Origin of the sequence: Micrococcus sp. HG099, from assembly GCF_024723355.1 — a bacterium.
Taxonomy (GTDB): Bacteria; Actinomycetota; Actinomycetes; order Actinomycetales; family Micrococcaceae; genus Micrococcus; species Micrococcus endophyticus.
The window spans coordinates 1-21,217 of sequence record NZ_JANQCJ010000012.1 but is presented as its reverse complement, the minus strand read 5'-3'; the positions used below and the strand labels follow the sequence as shown (position 1 = coordinate 21,217).

Below are 21,217 nucleotides of genomic sequence, written 5' to 3'. Positions count from 1 at the left end.
CCGGAGGGGGTGGCACAATGCTCACCGTGAGCTCCACCCATCCCACGGATCCGACCGATCCGAACGCCCCCGCCCCCCGTCCCGTCCTGACCGCCAAGCAGGCGCAGCGGGCCCGGCAGCCGTGGATCGGGATGGTGCTCTCCGTCGTCGCGCTCCTGGCCCTGGTGGCCGTGGTGCTGATCCTCAACCCGGAGCCGCCGCAGCGGCCCCGCGAGGACCGCGTGGACGTGGCGGCCGCCGCCGCCACCGTGCCCCACGACGACGGCGTCCTCCCGGCCCTCGCCCCCGAGGTCCCGGAGTCCTGGTACGCGAACTTCGCCCGTCTGCAGACCATGGACGGCGTCTCCACGTGGGACGTCGGCTGGGTGGTCACGGACACCGTGTTCGCCGGCATGCAGCAAGCCCACGACGTGGACCCCACCTGGGTGACCCTGCGCGTGGACAGCGTCCCCGCCACGGAGACGCTCGAGATCGACGGGCTCGCGTGGGACCTCCACGCGGACCCCCGCGCCTCGGAGAAGCGCCTCGTGACGGAGGTGGAGGACACCACAGTGGTGCTCACCACCACCGGCGACCGCGCCGTCCTCGAGGACCTGGCCCGCGGCGTCGCGAAGGAGACCCGATGAGCACCGAGAACACCCCCGCCGCCGCTGCCGCGGCCCACGACGACGGCGCCGCGGGCTCCCGGCCCACGCCCCAGGAGGCGTGGGAGACGCTGGCCGAGGGCAACCGGCGCTTCGTGGCCGGCGACCCCGGTCACCCCAACCAGAACGCGGAGCGCCGCAGCACGCTGACGTCCGGCCAGGAGCCGATCGCCGTCATCTTCGGCTGCTCCGACTCCCGTCTGGCCGCGGAGATCATCTTCGACGTCGGCCTGGGCGACGTGTTCGTCATCCGCACGGCCGGCCAGGTGATCGACGACGCCGTTCTCGGCTCCCTCGAGTACTCCGTGGACGTCCTCAAGATCCCGCTGATCGTGGTGCTCGGCCACGACTCCTGCGGCGCCGTCACCGCCACCGTGGAGTCCTACATCTCCGGGGACATGCCCCCCGGCTTCATCCGCTCGCTCGTGGAGCGCATCACCCCCTCCGTGCTGGCCGGGCGCCGCCGCGGCCTGGAGGAGATCGACGACTTCGTGGCCGAGCATGTGGACCAGACCTGCGACCGCCTCGTGGAGACGAGCCAGGCCGTGCGCGACGCCGTCGAGGCGGGCCGGACGGCCGTCGTCGGGCTGACCTACTCGCTGGCCGGCGGCACCGCCCAGCCCGGCCGCGTGCTGGGCGCGCTGCAGGTGTGACGACGCCGGGCGTCCGGTTCGGGTCCGGAGCCCCGGCGCGCCCTAGGATGTGGCCATGATCGCACAGAACCCTGAGCAGCAGTTCCGCATCGAGCACGACACCATGGGCGAGGTGAAGGTGCCGATCGACGCCCTCTACCGTGCCCAGACCCAGCGCGCCGTGGAGAACTTCCCGATCTCCGGCAAGGGCCTCGAGCCGGCGCACATCCACGCCCTCGCCCAGGTCAAGAAGGCCGCCGCCAAGGCCAACGCCGAGCTCGGCGTCATCTCCCAGGAGCGCGCGGACGCCATCGTGGCGGCCGCGGACCAGGTCATCGCCGGCGAGCATGACGACCAGTACCCGATCGACGTCTTCCAGACCGGCTCGGGCACCTCCTCCAACATGAACACCAACGAGGTGCTCGCCACCCTCGCCACCCGCGCCCTCAAGGACGCCGGCTCCGAGGACGAGGTCCACCCCAACGACCACGTCAACGCCTCGCAGTCCTCCAACGACGTGTTCCCCACCTCCGTGCACGTGGCCGTCACCGGCGCCCTGATCAACGAGCTGATCCCCGCTCTGGACCACCTGGCCGTCTCCCTCGAGAAGAAGGAGAAGGCCTTCGCGAACATCGTGAAGTCCGGCCGCACGCACCTCATGGACGCCACCCCGGTGACCCTGGGCCAGGAGTTCGGCGGCTACGCCGCACAGGTCCGCTATGGCATCGAGCGCGTCGAGTCCTCCCTGCCGCGCGTCGCCGAGGTCCCGCTCGGCGGCACCGCCGTGGGCACCGGCATCAACACCCCCAAGGGCTTCTCCGCCCGCGTGATCGAGCTGCTCGCCGAGGAGACCGGCCTGCCGCTGACCGAGGCCCGCAACCACTTCGAGGCGCAGGCCAACCGCGACGGCCTCGTGGAGGCCTCCGGCCAGCTGCGCAACGTGGCCTACTCGATCATGAAGATCAACAACGACCTACGCTGGATGGGCTCCGGCCCGAACACCGGCCTCGGCGAGATCTTCATCCCGGACCTGCAGCCGGGCTCCTCGATCATGCCGGGCAAGGTCAACCCCGTGATCTGCGAGGCCGCGATCATGGTGTGCGCCCAGGTGATCGGCAACGACACCACCGTGTCCCTGTCCTCCACCAACGGCGCCTTCGAGCTGAACGTGGGCATCCCGGTGATGGCCGCCAACCTGCTCGAGTCCATCCGCCTGCTCGCCAACACCTCCCGCGTGATGGCGGACAAGATGATCGACGGCATCGAGGCCAACGAGGAGCGCTGCGCGTTCCTGGCCGGCGCCTCCCCGTCCATCGTGACCCCACTGAACAAGGTGATCGGCTACGAGGCCGCGGCGAAGATCGCCAAGCACGCCGTGGCCAACAAGATGACCGTGCGCGAGGCCGTGGTGGACCTCGGCTACGTCGAGCGCGGCGAGGTCACCGAGGAGCAGCTGGACACCGCCCTGGACACCATGTCCATGACGCACCCGGAGTGATCCGGGGCTGAGCCCGGGGGCGCGGCGGGGATCCGCCCCGCCCCCGGGTCCAGGAGCATGACGACGGCGGCTGCCTTCCGCGAGGAGGGCGGCCGTCGTCGTCTCCGGAGTCGCTGGTCGTTCAGCCGCCCGCGGGGGCGAACGCCAGGACGGCCGCCGCCGCAAGGATCATGGGCGGGCCGAAGGGCAGGGCCGTGGAGCGGCTCGCCCGCCGCGCCGCCACGAGGACGGCGGCCACTGCTCCCCCGAGCAGGATCGCCCCGAGTCCCGCGGCCACGACGGCCGAGCCTCCCAGCACCCCCGTGTACGCCCCGAGGCCGGCGGCCAGCTTCACGTCCCCCATGCCGAGGCCGCCCCGGCTGAGCACGTGCAGCACGAGCATCGCCGCGGCGTAGCCGAGCCCGCCGAGCACGCTCGAGAGCACGAGGTCGCCCCGGCCCGCGAGCGCGGCGCCCCCGGCCATCGCGGCCAGCCCGCCGAGGGCCAGCCGCAGCGTCCACCGGTTGGGCAGCCGGTGCTCGCGCAGGTCGACGCGCACGAGCACCGCCGCGCACACCGCGAACCACGCCAGCCCCGCGGACCAGAGCACCGCCGTCGCCGGCAGCCCCTGCGCCCAGGCCCATCCCACCCCGTCCATGCGCCCAGCCTAGGCGCGTCGCCGTCAGCCGGAGGCCCCCGTCCACAGGCCCGCGAGCGTCCGGGTCCGTCCGCCCACAGCTCAACCTGAAATGACCATTGCTTCAGCGCGCAACCGGGGCTAATCTGGAGTCACGAGCTTCCGCCCGTCTCATGGGATGTCCGGAGCTCGGACTGACCCCATGGCCTCAATCCCGTTTCAAGGGGCCATGGTGGCGGGCTTCCTCGGTCCCCCATCCCCCCTCCGCGGGGCCGAGCACCCCCGCCGGGGGCCGCTGCTTCGGCAGCGGCCCCATTTTCTTTCCCCGGCCGGCGCTCAGCCGCGGCCGTCCTCCAGCATCTCCGTCACGAGTGCGGCGATCGGCGAGCGCTCCGACCGGGTCAGCGTCACGTGCCCGAACAGCGGGTGCCCCTTGAGCCGCTCCACCACGGCGGCGATCCCGTCGTGCCGGCCCACGCGCAGGTTGTCCCGCTGGGCGACATCGTGGGTGAGCACCACCTTCGAGTTGCGCCCCATGCGGCTGAGCACGGTGAGCAGCACGTTCCGCTCGAGGGACTGCGCCTCGTCCACGATCACCCAGGCGTCGTGCAGGGAGCGCCCTCGGATGTGGGTCAGCGGCAGGACCTCGAGCATGCCGCGGTCCACCACCTCGTCGATCACGGACGGGGAGACGAGCGCGCCGAGCGTGTCGAACACCGCCTGCGCCCACGGCCCCATCTTCTCGCCCTCGGAGCCCGGCAGATAGCCCAGCTCCTGGCCCCCGACGGCGTACAGCGGCCGGAACACGACCACCTTGCGGTGCTCGCGGCGCTCCATCACGGCGTCCAGGCCGGCGCACAGCGCGAGAGCGGACTTGCCGGTGCCCGCACGGCCGCCGAGGGACACGATGCCCACGGCCGGGTCCGTGAGCAGGTCGATCGCCAGCCGCTGCTCCGCGGAGCGCCCGTGCAGGCCGAACACGTCCTGGTCCCCGCGCACCAGCAGCGCCCGCCCGCCCTCGGCCACGCGGGCCAGGGCGGAGCCGCGCGGGGCGAGGATCACCAGCCCCGTGTTCACCGGCAGCGCCGCGGCTCCGGATCCCTCGGCACCGGTCCCATCGACCCCGGATCCTCCTGCCCCGGTCCCGTCCGCCTCCGCCTCCACACCCGCACCCACGCCGTCCGTCCCGTCCACCGGCACGCCGGCCAGGGACGCCTCGCCGTCGTCGTAGAGGGCGTCCAGCAGCTCCTGCTCCACGGTGAGGGTCACGGTGCCCCGCCACCCGGAGTCCCGCACCAGCTCGTGCCGGTACTCGTCCGCGCTCAGCCCCATGGCGGCCGCCTTCACGCGCATGGGCAGGTCCTTGGACACCACGGTCACGTCCCGGCCCTCGTCCGCGAACGCCTTCGCGACGGCGAGGATGCGGGAGTCGTTGTCCGTGCCGCGGATGCCCAGCGGCAGGACGTCCGTGGACACGTGGTTGAGCTCGACCCGCAGGGTGCCGCCCTCGGGGCTGATCGGCACCGCCCGGTCGAGGGCTCCGTGCCGGCCGCGCAGGTCGTCGAGCAGCCGCAGCGCGGTCCGGGCGAAGTAGCCCAGGTCCGGGTCGGCCCGCTTGGCCTCCAGCTCGGAGACCACCACGAGCGGCAGGATCACCTCGTGCTCGGCGAAGCGCAGCAGGGCGCGCGGGTCGGAGAGCAGCACGGAGGTGTCCACCACGTAGGTGCGCAGCCCGGTCTCCCGCGCGTCCGGGGCGACGACGGCGTCCGCGGCTCCGGTGCGCGCCGCGGCGGCGTGCCCCGCAGCACCGGCGGCATCCGGCCGCGCCTCCGTCGTCCCCGTGAGTTCCCGCCCGTGCTCCACGCGCTCTGCCACCATGCCAGCCTCCTGTGCCGCTGCCTCGGACGGGGCGGACGCCCGCGTCCGCCGCCCACACTAGGAAGCCCGCGCGTCGCCGGGGCGGCCGAGAGGATGAACCGCGGATGAAGTCGACGTGACGGTCCCGGGCCGCCCCGCTCCGCATCCCGTCCGCGGCCCCGCCTAGACTGGGCGCACGCGGACGCGCCCGCAGCCGGCCGCCGTCGTCGGACTCAGGAGGGACCATGAGCATGCACCGCCCCACGCCCCGCCTGCCCGAGCGCGGCGCCGTCCCGGCCGCCCGGACGGCCCCCTCGCTCGCCGAGCGCGTGAGCGGCCGCCTCGTGGCCGTCATCGCGCCCACGCTGCTGCTCGTGGCCGCCCTGTGGGTCGTCCAGATCGCCCTCGTGTTCTTCGGCGGGCTCGTGATCCCCGGCCTCGGCCTGATCCCCCGCAGCGTGACCGGACTGGACGGCATCCTGTTCTCCCCGCTGCTCCACGCCGGCTGGGGACACCTGATCGGCAACTCCTCGGCGCTGATCCTGCTCGGCCCGCTCGCCGCGCTCATCTCGGGGCGGCCGTTCGCCCTGCTCGCGGCCGCCTGGCTGGGCTCGGGTGTGCTCACGTGGGTGATCGGCTCCCCCGGCGTGCACATCGGCGCCTCGGGGATCGTGTACGCGCTCGTCGCGTTCCTGGTGGTCTACGGCATCGCCGTGCGCCGCGTGGTGCCCGTGGTGGTCTCGGTGCTCGTGGCGCTCACGCACCTGGGCTCGAGCCTCATCGGCCTGCTGCCGGCCCCCGGGGTCTCGTGGACGGGGCACCTGGCGGGCGCCGTCGTCGGGGTGCTGCTGGGCCTGTGGTGGGGCCGCGGCGACCGCCGCCCCCGCCACGCCGACATCTGACCGGCGCCGCGAGGCTCCGCCCGCCGCCGCGCCGACCGGACTCAGGCGCCGAAGCGGCGCTGCCGGCTGCCGTAGTCGCGCAGGGCGCGCAGGAAGTCGACCTTGCGGAACGCGGGCCACATGGCCTCGCAGAAGTAGAACTCCGAGTAGGCGGACTGCCACAGCAGGAACCCGGAGAGCCGCTGCTCCCCCGAGGTGCGGATGACCAGGTCCGGGTCCGGCTGGCCGCGCGTGTAGAGGCGGTCGGCGATCTGCTCGACGGTCATCGCGTCGGCGATCTCGGCGGCGGTGCGCCCCCGGCCGTGCTCGTCGCGCAGCAGCTCGCGCACGGCGTCGAGGATCTCCTGGCGGCCGCCGTAGCCCACGGCCACGTTCACGTGCACGCCGTCGTTGTCCCGGGTGCGCTCCTCCACCGCGCGCAGGCGGCGGGCCATCTCCTCCGGCAGCATGTCCACGGCGCCCACCGTCTGCACGCGCACGGGCCGGCGGCCCTCGCGCGGCTCGGCGAGGCGCTCCGCGGTGGCCAGGATGATCCCGAGCAGGGCCTCCAGCTCCTCCGGCGGGCGACCCAGGTTCTCCGTGGAGAGCATGTAGAGCGTGACCACGGGGATGCCGGTCTCGTCGCACCAGTCGATGAACTCGAGGATCCGCTCGGCGCCGGCCTGATGCCCCTCCTGGGTGGTGGCGCCGAACGCGCGGGCCCACCGGCGGTTGCCGTCCACGAGCACGCCGACGTGCCGGGGCAGCCGCTCCGGGTCCAGGCCACGGGCGAGCCTCCGCTCGTACAGCCGGTAGAAGGCCTCGGGTCGCTGCACGTCACACCTGCCTCTCACGGCGTACGGGCCGGCCGGGGACGGCCGGGCCACCAGGATACGCGGCGGCGCGCGATCGGCCCCGTGCAGGGAGGACAATGGAGGCCATGGACCCCCTTACCCCCGCTCGCGAGCCCGAGGCCGCCCGGCGCCTGCGCTGGCGAATCGAACGCATCCGAGACCCGGAGCACCCGCTGTTCAAGCCGCGGCTGCGCGGCTGGATCCACGCCGCCATGGCGCCGCTGACGCTGGCCGCGGGCATCGTGCTGATCGTGCTCGCCCCCACGGCGACGCTGCGCTGGGCCTCGGCCGTCTACGCGGTCACGGGCCTGCTGCTGTTCGGGGTCTCGGCCACCTACCACCTGGTGCAGTGGAACGAGGTGGTCTCGCGCGTGCTCAAGCGCCTGGACCACACGAACATCATGCTCGTGATCGCCGGCACCTACACGCCGCTGTCCCTGGCCCTGCTCCCGCCGGGGAAGGCCCATCTGCTGCTCACGCTGGTCTGGGCGGGCGCGGTGGCCGGCGTCGCCTTCCGCCTGCTGTGGACGGACGCCCCGCGCTGGCTCTACACGCCCGTGTACGTGGTGCTGGGGCTGGCCGCGCTGCTGTACATCGGGGACTTCTTCGCCGCCGACGTCGCGGCCGGCTGGCTGATCGTGGCCGGCGGCGCGGCGTACATCGTGGGGGCGGTGTTCTACGCGCTGCGGGCGCCCACCATCCACCGGGAGTGGTTCGGCTTCCACGAGCTCTTCCACGTGTTCACCGTGGGCGGCTTCGTGTGCCACGCCGTGGCCATCTACCGGGCCGTGCTCGTCGTCGTCTGAGGCCCGACGCCGGCCCGCGGCCGGGCGGCGGTCAGGACCGGCCGTCGTCGGGCGACTGCGGCCGGGGCGCGGGCTCCTGCAGGTACCCCGGGTACTTCTCCTGGAGGTGGCGCAGACGGTCCTGCGCGTCCCGCTCCTCGTTCTCCGGCGCGAGCTCGCGGACGTCCTCGGGCAGGTGCTGCTGGTGGCGGTCCACGAGCATGGCCTCGGCCTCCGGGGAGCGCTGCTGCACGCGACGCACGGAGCGCACCATGACGCGGAAGACGATGATCGCCATCACCACCATGAGGGCGGTGAACAGGAACCCCTCGATGCCGGGGGTGACCTCGGCCTCCTCGAGGCCCGGGCGCAGGGTGGGCTCCGGGACGGCGGGCACCGGCGCGGGGCTCGCGGCCGCGAGCGCGGTGAGGACGAGGGGAAGGCCAGAGAGGGGACTCACGCCGCCCCACTCTACCGGGCCGCCACGCGGGCGGGCGGCCCGGCCCCGGTCAGCGCAAGCCCGCGAAGAGGTCGTGCTCGGGCAGCTCGACGGGCACCCGCGCGTCGATGAGCGCGTAGTCCTCCCACGGCCACGAGGTGCGCAGCAGCTCGTTGGGGGCGGCGAAGAAGAAGCCCACGGGGTCCACCTGGGTGCGGTGGGCGCGCAGGGCGGCGTCGCGGTGCTCGAGGAAGTCCGCCACGGGCACCTGGGTGGTGACGGCGTGGTCCGGGATGATCCAGCCCGGGGCGTCCTCCGGGTCAGGCACGTCCTCCCCCGCCTCCTGGCGGCGGCGCGCCTCGCGCAGGGCGTCCATCTGGGCGTACATGGACAGCCGCGCCTCGAACGGGGACTCGTCCCCGGCGGCGATGAACGCCTCGTGCAGGCTGCGGAACTTCTCCGGGTTGAAGGCCCGGTCGTAGTAGAGCTTGGAGACCTCCCAGGCCGGCCCGGTCTCCGGGTAGGCGTCCGGGTCGCCGGCGGCGCGGTAGGCCCCGACGGCCACGTGGTGGGCCTGGATGTGGTCCGGATGCGGGTAGCCGCCGGCCTCGTCGTAGGCGATGAGCACGTGCGGGCGGAACCGGCGCACGAGGGCCACGAGCGGGGCCGCAGCGGTGCGCAGCGGGATCTCCGCGAAGCAGTTGGCGGGCAGCGCCGGCAGGGGGTCGCCCTCCGGCAGGCCCGAGTCCAGGAAGCCCAGCCACCGGTGCTGGATGCCGAGCGTCCGCACCGCCTCGGCCATCTCCTCACGGCGCACGGCCGTGATGTCCCGATCCGTGGCCACGACGTCCTCGTAGGAGGGGTTGAGCAGGTCGCCGGCCTCACCGCCGGTGCAGGTGACCACCATGACCTCGGCCCCGGCCTGCGCGTAGGCGGCCATCATGGCGGCGCCCTTCGAGGACTCGTCGTCCGGGTGGGCGTGCACGGCCAGCAGCCGCAGGCCTGCCGAGGGTGGCACGGCGTCGGTCGGGCGGACGGGGGCGGTGGATTGCTCGGTCACGTGGATCGCACGCTCCTGATCGGATCGCGGGGACCGCCGCACGCGGCGGCGGGGAGGGGGGTGGGGCCGGCGACGACGTCGACCCGCGGGGGGCGCGCTGCAGATAGGGTGGAGGGGATGTCTCACCACGCCCACGCCGTCCACGCGCAGGACCCCACCCTAGCCAACCGTTACGGGACCGACCAGGATCGTCCGTCCAGCCGTCGGCTATGGGTCGGCCTCGGGGTGCTCGGGCTCCTCGGCGCCGCGCTGCTGTCCGTGTGGATCGGCCTGAACCTGTCCGTGGGCAAGATCGAGCACAAGGACGTCGGCTACACCATCGAGGACGACGGCAACGCGACCGTCACCTTCCAGGTGCTCGTCCCCGAGGGCGTGCAGGCCGAGTGCGACGTCCTCGTGATGGACTCGCACGCCGCGCCCGTGGGCTTCCGCACCGTGCGCCTGGCGTCCGTGCCCGAGGACCAGCGGGACACCCCCTCGGACGCCCAGCAGGTCTACACGGTGGACGTGCGCACCGTGGTCCGCGGCGACTCCGGCGTGGTCGAGGCCTGCCGGAAGCTCTGAGGCGCTCCGCCCCTCCCCCGCCGGGCTCCGCACCGGCCCCTGACCGGCCCCGACGCGTCACGGCGCGGCGCGATTCTTGGTGTGACCCACGTCCCGCGGATAGACTCCTCTGAGCATTCCCGCCCCGCCGGTGAGTCAGGCAGGCGTCGCACGGAGCCCCCGCGGCCCGCGCGTCCTCCTGATCGGCGGGGTCTTTCGCATGCGGCCCCGTGCCGCCCCGGGGCCCCGCGCCTCCAGGATTCCGCACCACCGACACAGAAAGGCGGAACATCATGACCACCAGCCAGTCCGACGCCCCGTGGCTGACCCAGGAGGCCTTCGACCGCCTCTCCAAGGAGCTCGAGCACATCTCCGGCCCCGGCCGCCAGGAGATCATCGAGCGCATCGAGGCCGCCCGCGACGAGGGCGACCTCAAGGAGAACGGCGGCTACCACGCCGCCCGCGAGGAGCAGTCCAAGAACGAGGGCCGCATCGCCGAGCTCAAGCACCTCCTCGAGACCGCCCGCGTGGGCGAGGCCGCCGAGAACGACGGCGCCGTGCACCCGGGCACCGTCGTGACCGCCGTCGTCGCCGGCGACGAGATGACCTTCCTCTTCGGCAACCGCGAGATCGCCGAGGACGACGAGCACCTCGAGGTCTACTCCGAGCGCTCCCCGCTGGGCGAGGCCATCAACGGCGCCGCCAAGGGCGACAAGGTGGCCTACACCGCGCCCAACGGCAAGGAGATCAAGGTCGAGATCAAGGACGTCAAGCCCTACTCGGGCTGACGCTCCCCCGCCGACCGCCCCACGGCCGCGGCGCCCCGCCCGGGGCGTCGCGGCCGTTCCGCGTCCCGGGCCCTGCGCCGCGATCGAGGCCCGGGCCGACGCCGCGCCCCGTTGCTAGGCTGGGCGCATGCTGACCGCCGAGAAGACGCACCTGCTGCTCACCCGCGAGGACGGGCGCTCCGAGAGCCCCTCCCACCACGGCGTCGCCCTGGCGGCGGCCGCCCTCGCGGACTACCGCGCCGCGGGCATCGTCACCGTCGAGGACGCCCCCGTGGACCGCGCCCGGGTGCTCGTCACCGCCGCCGGCGTCACCGGCCACCCCGTCCTGGACGCCGGACTGGGGAAGGTCGACGCCCTCGCGGGCACCCCGGTGACCGCCGCCGTCGCCGCGGGCCGTCCGAACCTGCGCAAGGCCGTCATCGCCCGCCTCACCGAGACCGGGGACCTGGCCGAGCACAAGGCCTTCATGGCCACCCGCCACCTCCCCCGCGGGGGCACCCGGGCCGAGCTGCTCGCCCGCCTGACCGCCGTGGTCCTGGACGAGCGCGAGGCCACGGACGAGGACGTGCTCCTGCTCGGCGTCCTGCAGCACCTGAACCTGGCCTGGCGCCTGCTGCCCGGCGCCCACGAGCGCTACGGCCGCCGCGAGCTGGTCCGTCGCGTCGAGTCCCTGACCCGCTCGGACCTGCTGGTGCAGGCCGTGCGCCGCGCCGTGGGCGGCACCGCAGCGGCCGTCACCGCGGCCGCCGCCGGCTCGCTGGCCTGAGCCTGCGCGCCGGGCCCCCGACGACGAGCGGCCTCCCCGGCGCAGGACGCGTCGAGGAGGCGGCTGCGGCGTGCGGGGCCGGTCAGTGGATCGGCACCGGGCTGTAGCCCGCCTCCCGAAGGGCCTCGAGGACGGCCGCCGAGTGCTCGGAGCCGCGCGTCTCCATGTCGATGGTGATGTGCACGCCGCCCATGGACAGCTCCGGGCCCACCCGGGTGTGGTCCACGCGCACCACGTTGGCGTCCGAGTCCGCGATGATCCGTGAGATGGTCGCGAGCTCGCCCGGGCGGTCCCGCAGCGGGATCCGCACCGTCATGTAGCGGCCCGCGGCCGAGAGGCCGGACTGGATGGACTTCAGCAGCAGCATCGGGTCGATGTTGCCGCCGGAGAGCACGGCCACGGTGGAGCCCAGCTCGAAGCCGAGGTCTGCCGTGCGGCCGGCCAGCAGCGCGGCCACGCCCACGGCGCCCGCCGGCTCCACCACGAGCTTGGCGCGCTCGAGCAGGTGCACGAGGGCGGCGGCGATCTCGTCGTCCGTCACGGTGACGACGGCGTCCACCAGCTCCGCCGTGATCTGCAGGGGCAGGTTGCCCGGCTTGCCGACCGCGATGCCGTCCGCGATGGTGGACACGCTCTCCAGCACCTGGACGCGGCCCTCCTCGAGGGAGCCCGGGAACGCGGCGGCCGTGGCCGCCTGCACCCCGATGACCCGCACCGTGCGGCCGCGGCGCCGGGCCGCCTCCTTCAGGGCCACGGCGGTGCCGGCGATCAGCCCGCCGCCACCGATGCCCATGATCACGGTGTCCACGTCCGGCAGCGCGTCCAGGATCTCCAGGCCCACGGTGCCCTGGCCCGCGATGATCGCGGGGTCGTCGAACGGCGGGATGAACACGGCGCCGGTCTCGGCGGCCCACCGCTGGGCCTCGGCGAGGGACTCGTCCACGGTGGAGCCGTGCAGCACGACCTCGGCGCCGTGGTCCTTGGTGGCCTGCAGCTTGGGCAGGGCCACGCCGCGGGGCATGTAGATCCGGGCGCTGATCCCCAGCTTGGCCGCGGCCAGCGCCACGCCCTGCGCGTGGTTGCCGGCCGAGGCCGCCACCACGCCCCGCGCGCGCTCCTCCTCGCTCAGCCCGGCCATGCGCACGTAGGCGCCGCGGATCTTGAACGAGCCCGCCCGCTGGAGGTTCTCGCACTTGAGGTGGACGTGCGTGCCCACCGCCCGGCTCAGCGAGCGCGACAGCTGCAGCGGCGAGACCTCCGAGACGCCCCGCAGGGTCTCCCGGGCCGCCTCGACGTCCTCGTAGGACACCGGCAGGCCCTCCCAGGCCGGCTCCGCGCCGGCCGGGCGCACCCACCGGGGCCCGGCCACGGGCGCCGCGTCGGCGACGGTCTGCACGCTCTCCTGCTCCTGCGCGACATCGCCCGCCGTCATCGCAGGTCCCCGTGGGTGCCGGCGTCGTCCTCGGAGGCGAGGGCCGCGTCGTCGTGCTTCGTGGGTTCGAACACGTGCGAGCCGACCGCCTCGTCCGCCGCGCCCCCCGGCGCCAGCGCCTGGTCCGAGCGGTCCGTCAGCTGCTCGGGCGGGTCCGCCGTGAGGGCCCGGATGAAGCTGTTCACGAAGGCCAGCACGGGCACCGCGAACACGGCGCCGGCCAGGCCGAGCACGGCGGAGCCGGCGGCCACCGCGAGGAACACGGCCAGCGGGTGGAGCGCGACCGCCTTGCCCATCACGAGCGGCTGGAGCACGTTGGACTCGATCTGCTGCACCAGCAGCACCACGCCCAGCATGAGCAGGGCGTTGACCAGGCCGTTGGACATGAGTGCGAAGAGCACCGCGATCGCGCCGGTCACGGTGGCGCCGATCATGGGGATGAACGAGGCCAGGAACACCAGCACCGCCAGCGGGATGGCCAGCGGCACCCCGAGGATCAGCGCGCCCAGGCCGATGCCGACGGCGTCCACGAACGCCACGAAGATCTGCACCCGCACGTAGTTGCCCAGCGCGCGCCAGCCGGTCTGGCCGGCCCGGCCCACGGTGGCCCGGTGGGCCTTGGGCACGAAGATGAGGATGAAGCGCCAGATGCGATCGCCGTCGTAGAGGAAGAAGATCAGGGAGAACAGGGCGATGAACAGGCCCGCGCCCACGTTCACGGCGGTGGAGCCGAAGGTCATGGCGCTGTTGAGCAGCGTGCCCGAGTTGTCCTGGACGGTCTTCCACAGCCCCTCGAGGCCGCCGCCCGAGGTGGGGATCTCCACGCCCATGCCGGCGAGCCAGGCGATCGCGCCGTCCACGGCCGTGGTCAGCTTCTCCCCCAGGTCCGAGAAGCCCTGGACGATCTGCTGACCGGCGAGGACCACGAGGCCGACCACCACCACGACCAGCAGCAGCACGCACAGCAGCGACGCCGCGATCCCGGGGAGCCCGATGCGGCGCATGCCCTCGAAGAGCGGCGCCAGCAGGGTGGCGAGGAGTGCGGCCACGAGGACGGGGATGAGCACGAGGCTCACGAAGCCGAGCAGCCACCAGAGGATGCCGAGGCCCACCAGGACCGCCACGAGCCGCCAGGACCAGGCGGCGGCCACCGTCAGCCCGTACGGGACGTCCTTGTCGATCTTCGTCTGGGCCGCGAGGGTGGAGCTCACGAGCGGTTCTCCTCGTCTGCGTGCGGGGGGACATGCGGGGTCAGGCCCCACTGGGCGGACCAGCGGGTGCGGGGCGCGAGCCGGTGCAGGCCCTCCCCCGTGTTCAGCGCGTCCGCGGGGGCCGTCAGGGGCTCCACCGCGACGGCGACGTCGCGGCCGGGCAGCCGGTCCGTGACGAAGACGTGCGTGTACGCGAACGCGTGATCCGACCAGAGTGTCACAGCGCGCCCGTCCCCGGCGAGGAGGGTCTGACGATGACGTCCGTCCGCGTCCGGGGCGAGCCCGGTCAGGCACACGTCCAGCGCGTCCTCACCCACGGGGCGGCCGCGGCGGAAGTCCCGGTCCGTGCCCTCCACGGGCAGGGTCTCCACCGGGATGAGGTCCTCCCCCGTACGGATCCAGGCGTCCGCGGGCACGCGCAGGCTCAGCTCGGGGACGGGGACGTCGCCGATCCGCAGGAACGGGTGGGCGCCGAACGCCACGGGCGCGGGCGCGTCCGCGTGGTTCTCGAGCTCCTGGGTGACGGTGAGGCCGCCGTCCGCGTCCAGCTCGTACGTGACGCGGTGCGTGAGGCGGAAGGGCCAGCCGTGCTGGGGGTGGATCTCCCCGCGCAGGGTGACCGCGTGCTCCGAGGACGCCTCGGCGACGAAGTGGGTGTTGCGCAGCAGGCCGTGGATGGCGTGGCCGCGCGCGGGCTCGGTGACGTCGAGGCGCTGTTCCGCGCCGCCCAGCTCCCAGCGGGCCCCGGCCACCCGGTTGGGCCACGGGCTCATCTGGATGCCGTTGCCGGCGGGCGGGATCGACTCGGGGCCGTACGGCTCGGTGAGGTCCACCCCGTGGACCCGGTAGGTGCGCAGGGCGCCGGCGAGGCCCACGGCGACGGCCTCGGCCCCGGCGCGGCGCAGGCGGTGCTGGGTGCCGGTGGCGTGCGGGGCCCCGAAGGCCTCAGCGGCGCTGGTCTCGGACACGGGTGCTCCTTCGGTCGCGGAGACGGACCCCCTCAATCTACGCCCTGGCAGACGCACGCCGCCCCGGCCCTGTGGAAGGGCCGGGGCGGCGTGTGCGGGGCTCCCGTCCTCGGACGGGGCGCTGGTCAGTCGTTGCCGCGCAGGATGGCGACGATGCGCAGGATCTCGATGTACAGCCAGATCAGGGTCACGGTCAGGCCGAAGGCCACGGACCAGGAGTACTTCTGCGGGGCGCCGTTCTTCACGCCCACGGCGGCCATCTCGAAGTCCATCGTCAGCGAGTACGCGGCGAGCAGCACGGCGATCGCGCCGATGATCAGGCCCAGGCCGCCCTCACGCATGTTGCCGATGCCGGTCCAGGTGAGGACCATGTTGACGAGCATGAAGACGAGGTAGCCGATCATGGCGCCCATGACGATCTTCGTCATGCGCGGGGTCGGGCGGAACTTGCCCGAGGTGTAGAGCGCCAGCATCACCGCGAACACGGAGAAGGTGCCGAGCACGGCCTGCACCACGATGCCCGGGTAGGCGCCCTCGAAGAACGCCGAGATGCCGCCCAGGAACAGGCCCTGCGCCACGGCGTAGGCCATGATCAGCACGGGCGAGGGCTCGCGCTTGAACGCGTTGACCAGCCCGAGCACGAGGCCGGCGATCGCGCCGATGATCATCAGACCCGGCGAGAACCAGCCCACGGCGCCCGCCACCACGACGAGCACGAGCATCAGGCCGGTCTTGCCGACGACGTCGTTGAAGGTCATCCGGCCGGTCTGCTCGGGGCCGGCGGAGGGGGCGCGGAACGCGTCCTCCATGGACTGCTGGTGCGCGTGCTGCTGGGCGGCCTGGCCGGCGCCGAACGCCTGGGCCTGGCCGTACGGACCCTGCTGGCCGTAGGGGGACTGCGCGGACTGCGTCCCGCCCTGGTACCAGCCGGGCTGCGCCTGTCCGCCGCCCTGCATCTGCTGCTGGAAGTTCTGAGAGTTCATGACCGGATTCGCCACGGCTCGCTCCTTTGGGTCGAGTCGGCCCGGTCGCACGCCGCCGCAGTGAGCCGCGCTCGTGCCCCGGGGTTCAGCACAATCCTATCGGGACGTCTGCGTCCGCGCGCGGGGCGGGAGCGTGGATCCGCGCCGGTTCACCGGCTGTTCACGGTGGGCGCAGAGGTGAAGCGCCCTCCTCCGCACCGCAGGCCCCACCCAGTCCGGTTGACCGACGCCTCCGGCAGGGCGGCGCGCGTCAGGTCTGGTAGTGGGTGCGAGCGTGCAGCACATCGGCGAGGTGCGTGATCGACCATTCCTCCAGCGCCTGCAGCGGGGCCCGGAGGCTGTGCCCGGCCTCGGTGAGCCGGTATTCCACCCGCGCTGGGACCTCCGCGTAGACCGTGCGCATCACCAGGCCGTCCTCCTCGAGGGCGCGCAGGGTCTGGGTGAGCATCTTCTGCGAGATCCCCTCGATCCGTCGGCGCAGCTCGGAGAACCGGAGGCTCCCCTCCCCCAGCGCCCCGACGATCAGGACCGTCCACTTGTCACCGATCCGGTCGAGGATATGACGCGTCGGGCACCCCTGCTCGTAGGGATTCCCGCGCTTCACTTCCGTCTGACTCGTGGTTACCAATAGGTGCCTACTTCCCGAACATCGTTTGGTCTCCTACAGTAACCACCACCTACTGATCTCACAAGGGATGGAGAAGCACCGAGATGACTGCAATCACTGTTGTCGGAGGAACGGGGTACGCGGGAGCCGCGATCGTCGCCGAGGCCGCGCGTCGCGGCCACACCGTCACGGCCATCAGTCGAACGGTCCCCGGGACGCAGGCCAAGGGCGTCGACTACGTCACCGGCGACCTCACCCAGTCCGTCCCTGACATCGCGGGTGCGGAGGTCGTCGTCGCCGCGCTCTCACCGCGAGGGGACAATGCGGGCAAGCTGCGCGACGCCTACCGTTCGCTCGCCCAGGCGGCGGCCACGAACGGCGCCCGGTTCGTCGGGATCGGGGGATTCAGCTCCCTCCGCCCGGCGGAGGGCGCCCCGCGATTCGCCGAGGGCGACGACCTGCCCCCGGAGTTCGCCGCCGAAGCACGGGAGATGAACGACATCCTCGCAGACCTCGCCACGGGCTCCGTCGACGTGGACTGGCTGTTCGTCAGCCCGGCCGCAGAGTTCGGCTCCCACGCGCCCGGGGAAGCGCTCGGACGCTACCGCGTCTCCGGCGAGGTCGCGCTGTTCGACAAGGACGGGAAGTCCGCGATCAGCGGCGCCGACTTCGCCCGCGCCGTCCTCGATGAGATCGAGACGCCCACCCACCACCGGGCGCAGATCCACTTCGCGTATTGACGTCCCCGGGCCTCTCCGCACGGATGAGGCGCAGGAGGCTCTCACCGGGGCCGCGAACGCCGACACGTCTCGATCCCCAGCCCGTGATCCTCTGGGCTGCGGTTCGAGCCGTGCGCGTGGCGTGCCCCCGGCGGGACTCGAACCCGCAACACGCCGATTTTAAGTCGGCCGCCTCTGCCAGTTGGGCCACGGGGGCGTGGCGGGCCCGTGGACGCGGGCCCGGGTGCGGACGACGCCGGCCCCGTCCGATGCGCTCGGACGGGGCCGGCGGCCCGCTGGCTGCAGGATTAGCCCTTCGAGGACTCGAGGGCCCGCTTCCGCTCGAAGCGGCCGGGCTCGAGCTCGACGCCGGCGGCGCGGCGGAACGGGTTGAACGGGGTGTCCAGGCCCGCCACCGAGGTGGAGTCGCGGCCGAACAGGGTCTCGGCGACCCAGCCGGAGAGGATGCGGAAGCGGCGGTCCAGGGTGGGCATCGCGTAGGCGTGGTAGCCGCGGTGCGCCAGGAAGGCGGCCGGGCCGGCGATCTTCACGCCGAGCGGGTTGCCGACACCCTTGAAGAAGCCCAGGCCGGCGACGGCGCCGAGCGACTTGTGCACGTACTCCTGCACCTCGCCCTCGCCATGGCGGACGGCCATGTAGTTGGCGGCCAGCTGCTTGGCCTGACGGCCGGCGTGCTGGGCGTTCGGGACACAGAACCCGCCGGGGCCCGCACCGGTCAGGTCCGGGACGGCGCAGACGTCGCCGCAGCCCCAGGCGCCCTCGAGCACGCCGTCCTCCCCGTCCTTGACCTGGAGGGTGGGGGTGACCTCGATGCGGCCACGCTCCTCGACCGGGAAGTCGGTCTGCTTGGCGACGGCGTTGGCGGCCACGCCCGCGGTCCACACAAGGGTGTCGGCCCCGAACTTCTCCTTCTCGGACTTGTCCTTCATGTCCACGAGGGTCATGATCCCGTCCGTGGCGTCGCCCAGCGAGGTGTTGAGCAGGACCTCGATGCCGCGGTCCTTCAGGTGCTCCACCACGCCGGCGGCCTGGTCTTCGCCGACCTCGGGCATGATTCGGCCCATCGCCTCGACGAGCACGATGCGGACCTCGGACTGGGACAGGCGCGGGTCACGGGCGACGGCGGTGCGGATGAGGTGCTCCATCTCGCCCACGGTCTCGATGCCGGCGAAGCCGCCGCCGACCACCACGAAGGTCAGGGCGCGGCGACGGGCCTCGGCGTCCACCATGAGGGAGGCGGCGTCCAGGCGCTCCAGGATCTGGTTGCGCAGCGCCACGGCCTCCTCCACGGTCTTCAGACCGATGCCGTGCTCGCCCAGGCCCTTGATCGGGAAGACGCGGGTGGTGGCGCCGGCGGTCATGGCGATGTCCTGGTAGGGCAGCTCGAACTCGTGGCCGTCCTCGCCGCGCACGGTGGCCACGCGGCGGGCGTGCTCCACCTTCACGACGGTGCCGCGCAGCACCTCGGCGTCCTTGAGGTGGGTGGCGAGGTCCACGACGACGTTGCGCCCCTCGATGTGGCCGCCGACGACCTCGGGCAGGAACGGCTGGTACGTCATGTACGGCAGCGGGTCCACGACGGTCACGACGCCGCCGCGGTCCTTGACCTTCGTCTGCAGCTCCTTTGCGAGCTGGAAACCGGCGTAGCCGCCGCCGACGATCAGCAGGCGCGGCTTGGGAGACAGTTCAGGGGTGAGAGACATACGGCCAGTCTACGCACGCACCGGCCCAGCCCCTCCACTCTCTGCCTTCGTGGTCAGGACCGCAGCGAGAGCACGATCCCGTCCAGGATGTCGTGCTCGCTCGCCCAGGCCTCGGTGACGCCCGCGGTCTCGGCCACTCGCTCCAGGACGGTGCTCCACAGCAGCGCGCCCGCGCCGATCACGTCCACCCGTCCCGGGTGCATGAACCCCCGCTCGGCGCGTTCGGCCCGGGTCGCCGCCACGAGGCCCTGCGCCGCCGCGCGGAACTCCGCGATCGGCAGGCGCGCGCCGTGGATGGCCTCGGGCTCGTACGTGCTGAGCCCGAGGGCCTCGGCGGTCACGGTGGTCACCGAGCCGGCCACGCCGACCACGCGGGCCACGCGTTCCAGCGGCAGGCGGGCGGCGGCGTCGTCCAGGAGGCGGCGGGCGTCCGCGCGGGCCGCGGCGACCTCGTCCGACGTCGGGGGGTCGGAGTGCAGATGACGCTCGGTGAACCGCACGCAGCCCATGTCCAGGCTGACCGCGCCCACGACCTCGCCCGCGGGCGTGCCGACGACCAGCTCCGTGGAGCCGCCGCCGAGGTCCACGACGAGCACGAGGTCCTCCGGGCCCAGGTCCGCGGTCTCCACGGCGGAGACGGCGCCCGTGAAGGACAGGGCGGCCTCCTCGGCGCCCGAGACGACCTCCGGCTCGACGCCGAGCCGCTCCCGGACGCCGTCGACGAACGCCTCGCGGTTGGACACGTCCCGGCTCGCCGAGGTGGCCACGAAGCGGATCCGGCCGGCGTGGTGGCGCTGCACGAGGCGGGCGTACTCGTCCACCGCGGCGAAGGTGCGCTCCAGCGCGGCCGCGGAGAACGCGCCGGTGGCGTCCACGCCCTCGCCCAGGCGCACCACGCGCATCTCCCGGACGACGTCGGCCAGCGGCGCCGCCGGGTCCGCCCCGGCGCCCGTGGTCTCGTCCGTGCCCGCGGGGCGGGCGATCAGCAGGCGGATGGAGTTCGTGCCGCAGTCCACGCCGGCCACCGTGACCTCCTTGAGGGCGGCGACCCGCTCGAGGTGGCGCACGTGCCGGGAGAGGTCCCGGGTGGGCACGACGGCGGCCTCGTCCCAGGCGCCCTCGCACGCGCACGCGTCCGGCGTCCACCACGGAGCCACCAGAGCGATGGCCTCGTCGCCGAGCGGGTTCACGCCCGGGCCCGCCGCGAGCGCGTGCCCCACGAGGGCGTGCAGGCACTTGACGCGCTCCGGCATGCCGCCGGCGGACACCCCCGCGATCTCGGGGACCGGGCCGGTACCGGCGTCGGCGCCCACGCGGTCCCGCTCGGCGATGTAGGCCTCGTGCGCGGCCCGGTGCGCGGCGGCGAGCTCCGCGTCCTGCTCGAGCCGCTCGTTCATGCGGGCCATCTCCCCGTCCGCCTCCACGCGCGAGACCGCTGCGGTGAGGGCGGGATGCGTGAGGTAGAAGGTCGTGGGGAACGGGATGCCGTTCGTCAGCCGCGGCGCCGTGGTGGCCACCAGCGGGTTGCCGCAGACGCAGCGGGCGCCGATCTCCACCACGTCGCGGACGGGGCGGCCGAGCTGGCGGGAGAGGGTGTCCAGGTCCGCCTCGGTGACGGCGCGGTCGTGGGCGGGGCGGGTGCTGGCGGTCATGGGCGTCCTCGTCGGTGGGTTCTCGGGTGGTCGATCGGGGCGGTGCGCGCGCCGGGGCGCGTGCTCGGGGCGGTCAGGGCCGGGCTCACTCGAGGCCGGCGCGGACGGCGGAGTCCCAGAGGCCCTCGGCCCACGGCAGGCGCGTGTTCACGGTCTCGCCCGCGGGGGCCTCGGGGCGCGGGTCCCGGGGGGCCTCCTCGGGCACCCCGGTGACGGAGTAGAGGGTCTCCCCCGGCATGACGAGCTCGAGGCGCTCGCGCGCCTGCTGGGTCACGTACCCGGGGTCGTCCCAGAGCCGGATCCGCTCCTCGTAGTCCTCGCGCTGGGCCTGCATGGCCGCGATCTCCTCCTCGGCGGCGGCGATCTCCAGCTGCTGGTTCAGGAACGCGCGCAGCGTGGGGGCCACGAGCACGGCGGCCACCAGCAGCACGGCGACGACGAGCAGCGACCGGCCGGTGATCTGCCGGGCGGGCACGGGGTCGGGAAGCGGGGCGCGGCGGCGGGCGGCCATGGCGGCCGGCGACAGGGCGCGTCGGGGCGCGGGCCGGGGTCGACGCG

22 protein-coding genes and 1 tRNA gene are annotated in these 21,217 nt (G+C 73.6%); 9 read left to right on the top strand and 14 right to left on the bottom strand.

Annotation, left to right across the window (positions count from 1 at the left end; translation table 11 throughout):
- Nucleotides 1-17 precede the first annotated feature (17 nt).
- From NWP10_RS02355 to NWP10_RS02345, 3 genes are read left to right on the top strand one after another with little or no spacing between them, the layout of a single operon-like run.
- Nucleotides 18-626 carry a DUF4245 domain-containing protein gene (locus tag NWP10_RS02355; RefSeq protein WP_017488468.1) on the top strand — a complete coding sequence of 203 codons (609 nt, stop codon included), beginning with the start codon at nucleotides 18-20 and terminating at the stop codon, nucleotides 624-626.
- The gene (locus NWP10_RS02350; RefSeq protein WP_258299760.1) at nucleotides 623-1,297 is read left to right on the top strand and encodes a carbonic anhydrase; all 675 of its coding nucleotides are present in this window, start codon (nucleotides 623-625) and stop codon (nucleotides 1,295-1,297) included. The genes NWP10_RS02355 and NWP10_RS02350 overlap by 4 nt, the downstream gene beginning before the upstream one ends.
- Nucleotides 1,298-1,352: 55 nt before the next feature.
- Nucleotides 1,353-2,774, top strand: coding sequence for a class II fumarate hydratase (locus tag NWP10_RS02345; RefSeq protein WP_258299759.1), 1,422 nt, complete (start codon nucleotides 1,353-1,355; stop codon nucleotides 2,772-2,774).
- Between the two features lie 121 nt (nucleotides 2,775-2,895).
- Here the strand turns inward: NWP10_RS02345 and NWP10_RS02340 are convergent, their stop codons facing one another.
- Both NWP10_RS02340 and NWP10_RS02335 read right to left on the bottom strand, forming a co-directional pair.
- A complete protein-coding gene (locus NWP10_RS02340; protein WP_258299758.1) occupies nucleotides 2,896-3,411 on the bottom strand; it encodes a prepilin peptidase in 516 nt (171 codons plus the stop codon).
- Between the two features lie 315 nt (nucleotides 3,412-3,726).
- Nucleotides 3,727-5,268: a PhoH family protein gene (locus NWP10_RS02335; RefSeq protein ID WP_258299757.1), complete on the bottom strand. Its 1,542-nt coding sequence runs from the start codon at nucleotides 5,266-5,268 to the stop codon at nucleotides 3,727-3,729.
- Nucleotides 5,269-5,492: 224 nt separating this feature from the next.
- Here NWP10_RS02335 and NWP10_RS02330 point away from each other — a divergent pair, with 224 nt between their 5' ends.
- Complete coding sequence (locus NWP10_RS02330) at nucleotides 5,493-6,149, top strand: rhomboid family intramembrane serine protease (RefSeq protein WP_258299756.1); 657 nt, start codon at nucleotides 5,493-5,495, stop codon at nucleotides 6,147-6,149.
- Nucleotides 6,150-6,190: 41 nt separating this feature from the next.
- On the opposite strand, the gene NWP10_RS02325 is transcribed toward NWP10_RS02330, so the two are convergent.
- Nucleotides 6,191-6,964, bottom strand: coding sequence for an isoprenyl transferase (locus tag NWP10_RS02325; protein ID WP_017488462.1), 774 nt, complete (start codon nucleotides 6,962-6,964; stop codon nucleotides 6,191-6,193).
- Nucleotides 6,965-7,068: 104 nt separating this feature from the next.
- On the opposite strand from NWP10_RS02325, the gene NWP10_RS02320 reads away from it, so the two are divergent.
- Nucleotides 7,069-7,788, top strand: a complete 720-nt coding sequence (locus NWP10_RS02320; RefSeq protein ID WP_026106859.1) for a hemolysin III family protein — start codon at nucleotides 7,069-7,071, stop codon at nucleotides 7,786-7,788.
- A 31-nt stretch (nucleotides 7,789-7,819) separates the two neighbouring features.
- Here NWP10_RS02320 and NWP10_RS02315 read toward each other — a convergent pair whose 3' ends face one another.
- On the bottom strand, nucleotides 7,820-8,227 hold the full coding sequence (locus NWP10_RS02315; RefSeq protein WP_017488460.1) for a hypothetical protein: 408 nt from the start codon (nucleotides 8,225-8,227) through the stop codon (nucleotides 7,820-7,822).
- Nucleotides 8,228-8,276: 49 nt separating this feature from the next.
- Nucleotides 8,277-9,266, bottom strand: a complete 990-nt coding sequence (mca, locus tag NWP10_RS02310) for a mycothiol conjugate amidase Mca (RefSeq protein ID WP_258299755.1) — start codon at nucleotides 9,264-9,266, stop codon at nucleotides 8,277-8,279.
- 117 nt (nucleotides 9,267-9,383) lie between these two features.
- Between mca and NWP10_RS02305 the strand changes: the two genes are divergently transcribed.
- The 3 genes from NWP10_RS02305 (at nucleotide 9,384) to NWP10_RS02295 (ending at nucleotide 11,363) form a co-directional block, all read left to right on the top strand.
- Entirely contained in the window at nucleotides 9,384-9,830 is a 447-nt protein-coding gene (locus NWP10_RS02305; protein ID WP_026106857.1) for a DUF4307 domain-containing protein, read from the top strand.
- A gap of 272 nt (nucleotides 9,831-10,102) precedes the next feature.
- Entirely contained in the window at nucleotides 10,103-10,597 is a 495-nt protein-coding gene (gene greA, locus NWP10_RS02300) for a transcription elongation factor GreA (protein WP_017488457.1), read from the top strand.
- A gap of 127 nt (nucleotides 10,598-10,724) precedes the next feature.
- Nucleotides 10,725-11,363: a GPP34 family phosphoprotein gene (locus NWP10_RS02295; RefSeq protein ID WP_258299754.1), complete on the top strand. Its 639-nt coding sequence runs from the start codon at nucleotides 10,725-10,727 to the stop codon at nucleotides 11,361-11,363.
- 82 nt (nucleotides 11,364-11,445) lie between these two features.
- On the opposite strand, the gene ilvA is transcribed toward NWP10_RS02295, so the two are convergent.
- The 5 genes from ilvA to NWP10_RS02270 form a co-directional block, all read right to left on the bottom strand.
- Nucleotides 11,446-12,795, bottom strand: a complete 1,350-nt coding sequence (gene ilvA / locus NWP10_RS02290) for a threonine ammonia-lyase (protein ID WP_017488454.1) — start codon at nucleotides 12,793-12,795, stop codon at nucleotides 11,446-11,448.
- Nucleotides 12,792-14,006, bottom strand: a complete 1,215-nt coding sequence (locus tag NWP10_RS02285) for an AI-2E family transporter (RefSeq protein WP_258299753.1) — start codon at nucleotides 14,004-14,006, stop codon at nucleotides 12,792-12,794. Before NWP10_RS02285 ends, ilvA begins: the two co-directional genes overlap by 4 nt.
- Nucleotides 14,003-14,974: an aldose 1-epimerase family protein gene (locus NWP10_RS02280; protein WP_258299752.1), complete on the bottom strand. Its 972-nt coding sequence runs from the start codon at nucleotides 14,972-14,974 to the stop codon at nucleotides 14,003-14,005. The genes NWP10_RS02285 and NWP10_RS02280 overlap by 4 nt, the downstream gene beginning before the upstream one ends.
- Nucleotides 14,975-15,099: 125 nt before the next feature.
- Nucleotides 15,100-15,972 (bottom strand): Bax inhibitor-1/YccA family protein, encoded by an 873-nt coding sequence (locus tag NWP10_RS02275; RefSeq protein WP_017488451.1) that lies wholly within the window; start codon nucleotides 15,970-15,972, stop codon nucleotides 15,100-15,102.
- Nucleotides 15,973-16,207: 235 nt separating this feature from the next.
- Complete coding sequence (locus NWP10_RS02270) at nucleotides 16,208-16,561, bottom strand: helix-turn-helix domain-containing protein (RefSeq protein ID WP_017488450.1); 354 nt, start codon at nucleotides 16,559-16,561, stop codon at nucleotides 16,208-16,210.
- 107 nt (nucleotides 16,562-16,668) lie between these two features.
- Here NWP10_RS02270 and NWP10_RS02265 point away from each other — a divergent pair, with 107 nt between their 5' ends.
- Nucleotides 16,669-17,304 (top strand): NAD(P)-dependent oxidoreductase, encoded by a 636-nt coding sequence (locus NWP10_RS02265; protein ID WP_258299751.1) that lies wholly within the window; start codon nucleotides 16,669-16,671, stop codon nucleotides 17,302-17,304.
- Between the two features lie 122 nt (nucleotides 17,305-17,426).
- Here NWP10_RS02265 and NWP10_RS02260 read toward each other — a convergent pair.
- The 4 genes from NWP10_RS02260 to NWP10_RS02240 all read right to left on the bottom strand — a co-directional run.
- A tRNA-Leu gene (locus tag NWP10_RS02260) sits at nucleotides 17,427-17,500 on the bottom strand.
- A 91-nt stretch (nucleotides 17,501-17,591) separates the two neighbouring features.
- Nucleotides 17,592-19,007, bottom strand: a complete 1,416-nt coding sequence (locus tag NWP10_RS02255; protein WP_017488448.1) for an NAD(P)/FAD-dependent oxidoreductase — start codon at nucleotides 19,005-19,007, stop codon at nucleotides 17,592-17,594.
- A gap of 53 nt (nucleotides 19,008-19,060) precedes the next feature.
- The gene (locus NWP10_RS12425) at nucleotides 19,061-20,659 is read right to left on the bottom strand and encodes a DUF501 domain-containing protein (protein ID WP_309137688.1); all 1,599 of its coding nucleotides are present in this window, start codon (nucleotides 20,657-20,659) and stop codon (nucleotides 19,061-19,063) included.
- Nucleotides 20,660-20,744: 85 nt separating this feature from the next.
- The coding region (locus NWP10_RS02240) for a septum formation initiator family protein (RefSeq protein ID WP_258299750.1) at nucleotides 20,745-21,217 on the bottom strand (473 nt) is incomplete at its 5' end.

What these genes read in the sequence shown, in the direction of transcription:
- NWP10_RS02355 (WP_017488468.1), top strand. Translation starts at nt 18, where the DNA reads ATGCTCACCGTGAGCTCCACCCATCCCACGGATCCGACCGATCCGAAC.
- NWP10_RS02350 (WP_258299760.1), top strand. Translation starts at nt 623, where the DNA reads ATGAGCACCGAGAACACCCCCGCCGCCGCTGCCGCGGCCCACGACGAC.
- NWP10_RS02345 (WP_258299759.1), top strand. Translation starts at nt 1,353, where the DNA reads ATGATCGCACAGAACCCTGAGCAGCAGTTCCGCATCGAGCACGACACC.
- NWP10_RS02340 (WP_258299758.1), bottom strand. Translation starts at nt 3,411, where the DNA reads ATGGACGGGGTGGGATGGGCCTGGGCGCAGGGGCTGCCGGCGACGGCG.
- NWP10_RS02335 (WP_258299757.1), bottom strand. Translation starts at nt 5,268, where the DNA reads ATGGTGGCAGAGCGCGTGGAGCACGGGCGGGAACTCACGGGGACGACG.
- NWP10_RS02330 (WP_258299756.1), top strand. Translation starts at nt 5,493, where the DNA reads ATGAGCATGCACCGCCCCACGCCCCGCCTGCCCGAGCGCGGCGCCGTC.
- NWP10_RS02320 (WP_026106859.1), top strand. Translation starts at nt 7,069, where the DNA reads ATGGACCCCCTTACCCCCGCTCGCGAGCCCGAGGCCGCCCGGCGCCTG.
- NWP10_RS02305 (WP_026106857.1), top strand. Translation starts at nt 9,384, where the DNA reads ATGTCTCACCACGCCCACGCCGTCCACGCGCAGGACCCCACCCTAGCC.
- greA (WP_017488457.1), top strand. Translation starts at nt 10,103, where the DNA reads ATGACCACCAGCCAGTCCGACGCCCCGTGGCTGACCCAGGAGGCCTTC.
- NWP10_RS02295 (WP_258299754.1), top strand. Translation starts at nt 10,725, where the DNA reads ATGCTGACCGCCGAGAAGACGCACCTGCTGCTCACCCGCGAGGACGGG.
- ilvA (WP_017488454.1), bottom strand. Translation starts at nt 12,795, where the DNA reads ATGACGGCGGGCGATGTCGCGCAGGAGCAGGAGAGCGTGCAGACCGTC.
- NWP10_RS02265 (WP_258299751.1), top strand. Translation starts at nt 16,669, where the DNA reads ATGACTGCAATCACTGTTGTCGGAGGAACGGGGTACGCGGGAGCCGCG.
- NWP10_RS02255 (WP_017488448.1), bottom strand. Translation starts at nt 19,007, where the DNA reads ATGTCTCTCACCCCTGAACTGTCTCCCAAGCCGCGCCTGCTGATCGTC.
- NWP10_RS12425 (WP_309137688.1), bottom strand. Translation starts at nt 20,659, where the DNA reads ATGACCGCCAGCACCCGCCCCGCCCACGACCGCGCCGTCACCGAGGCG.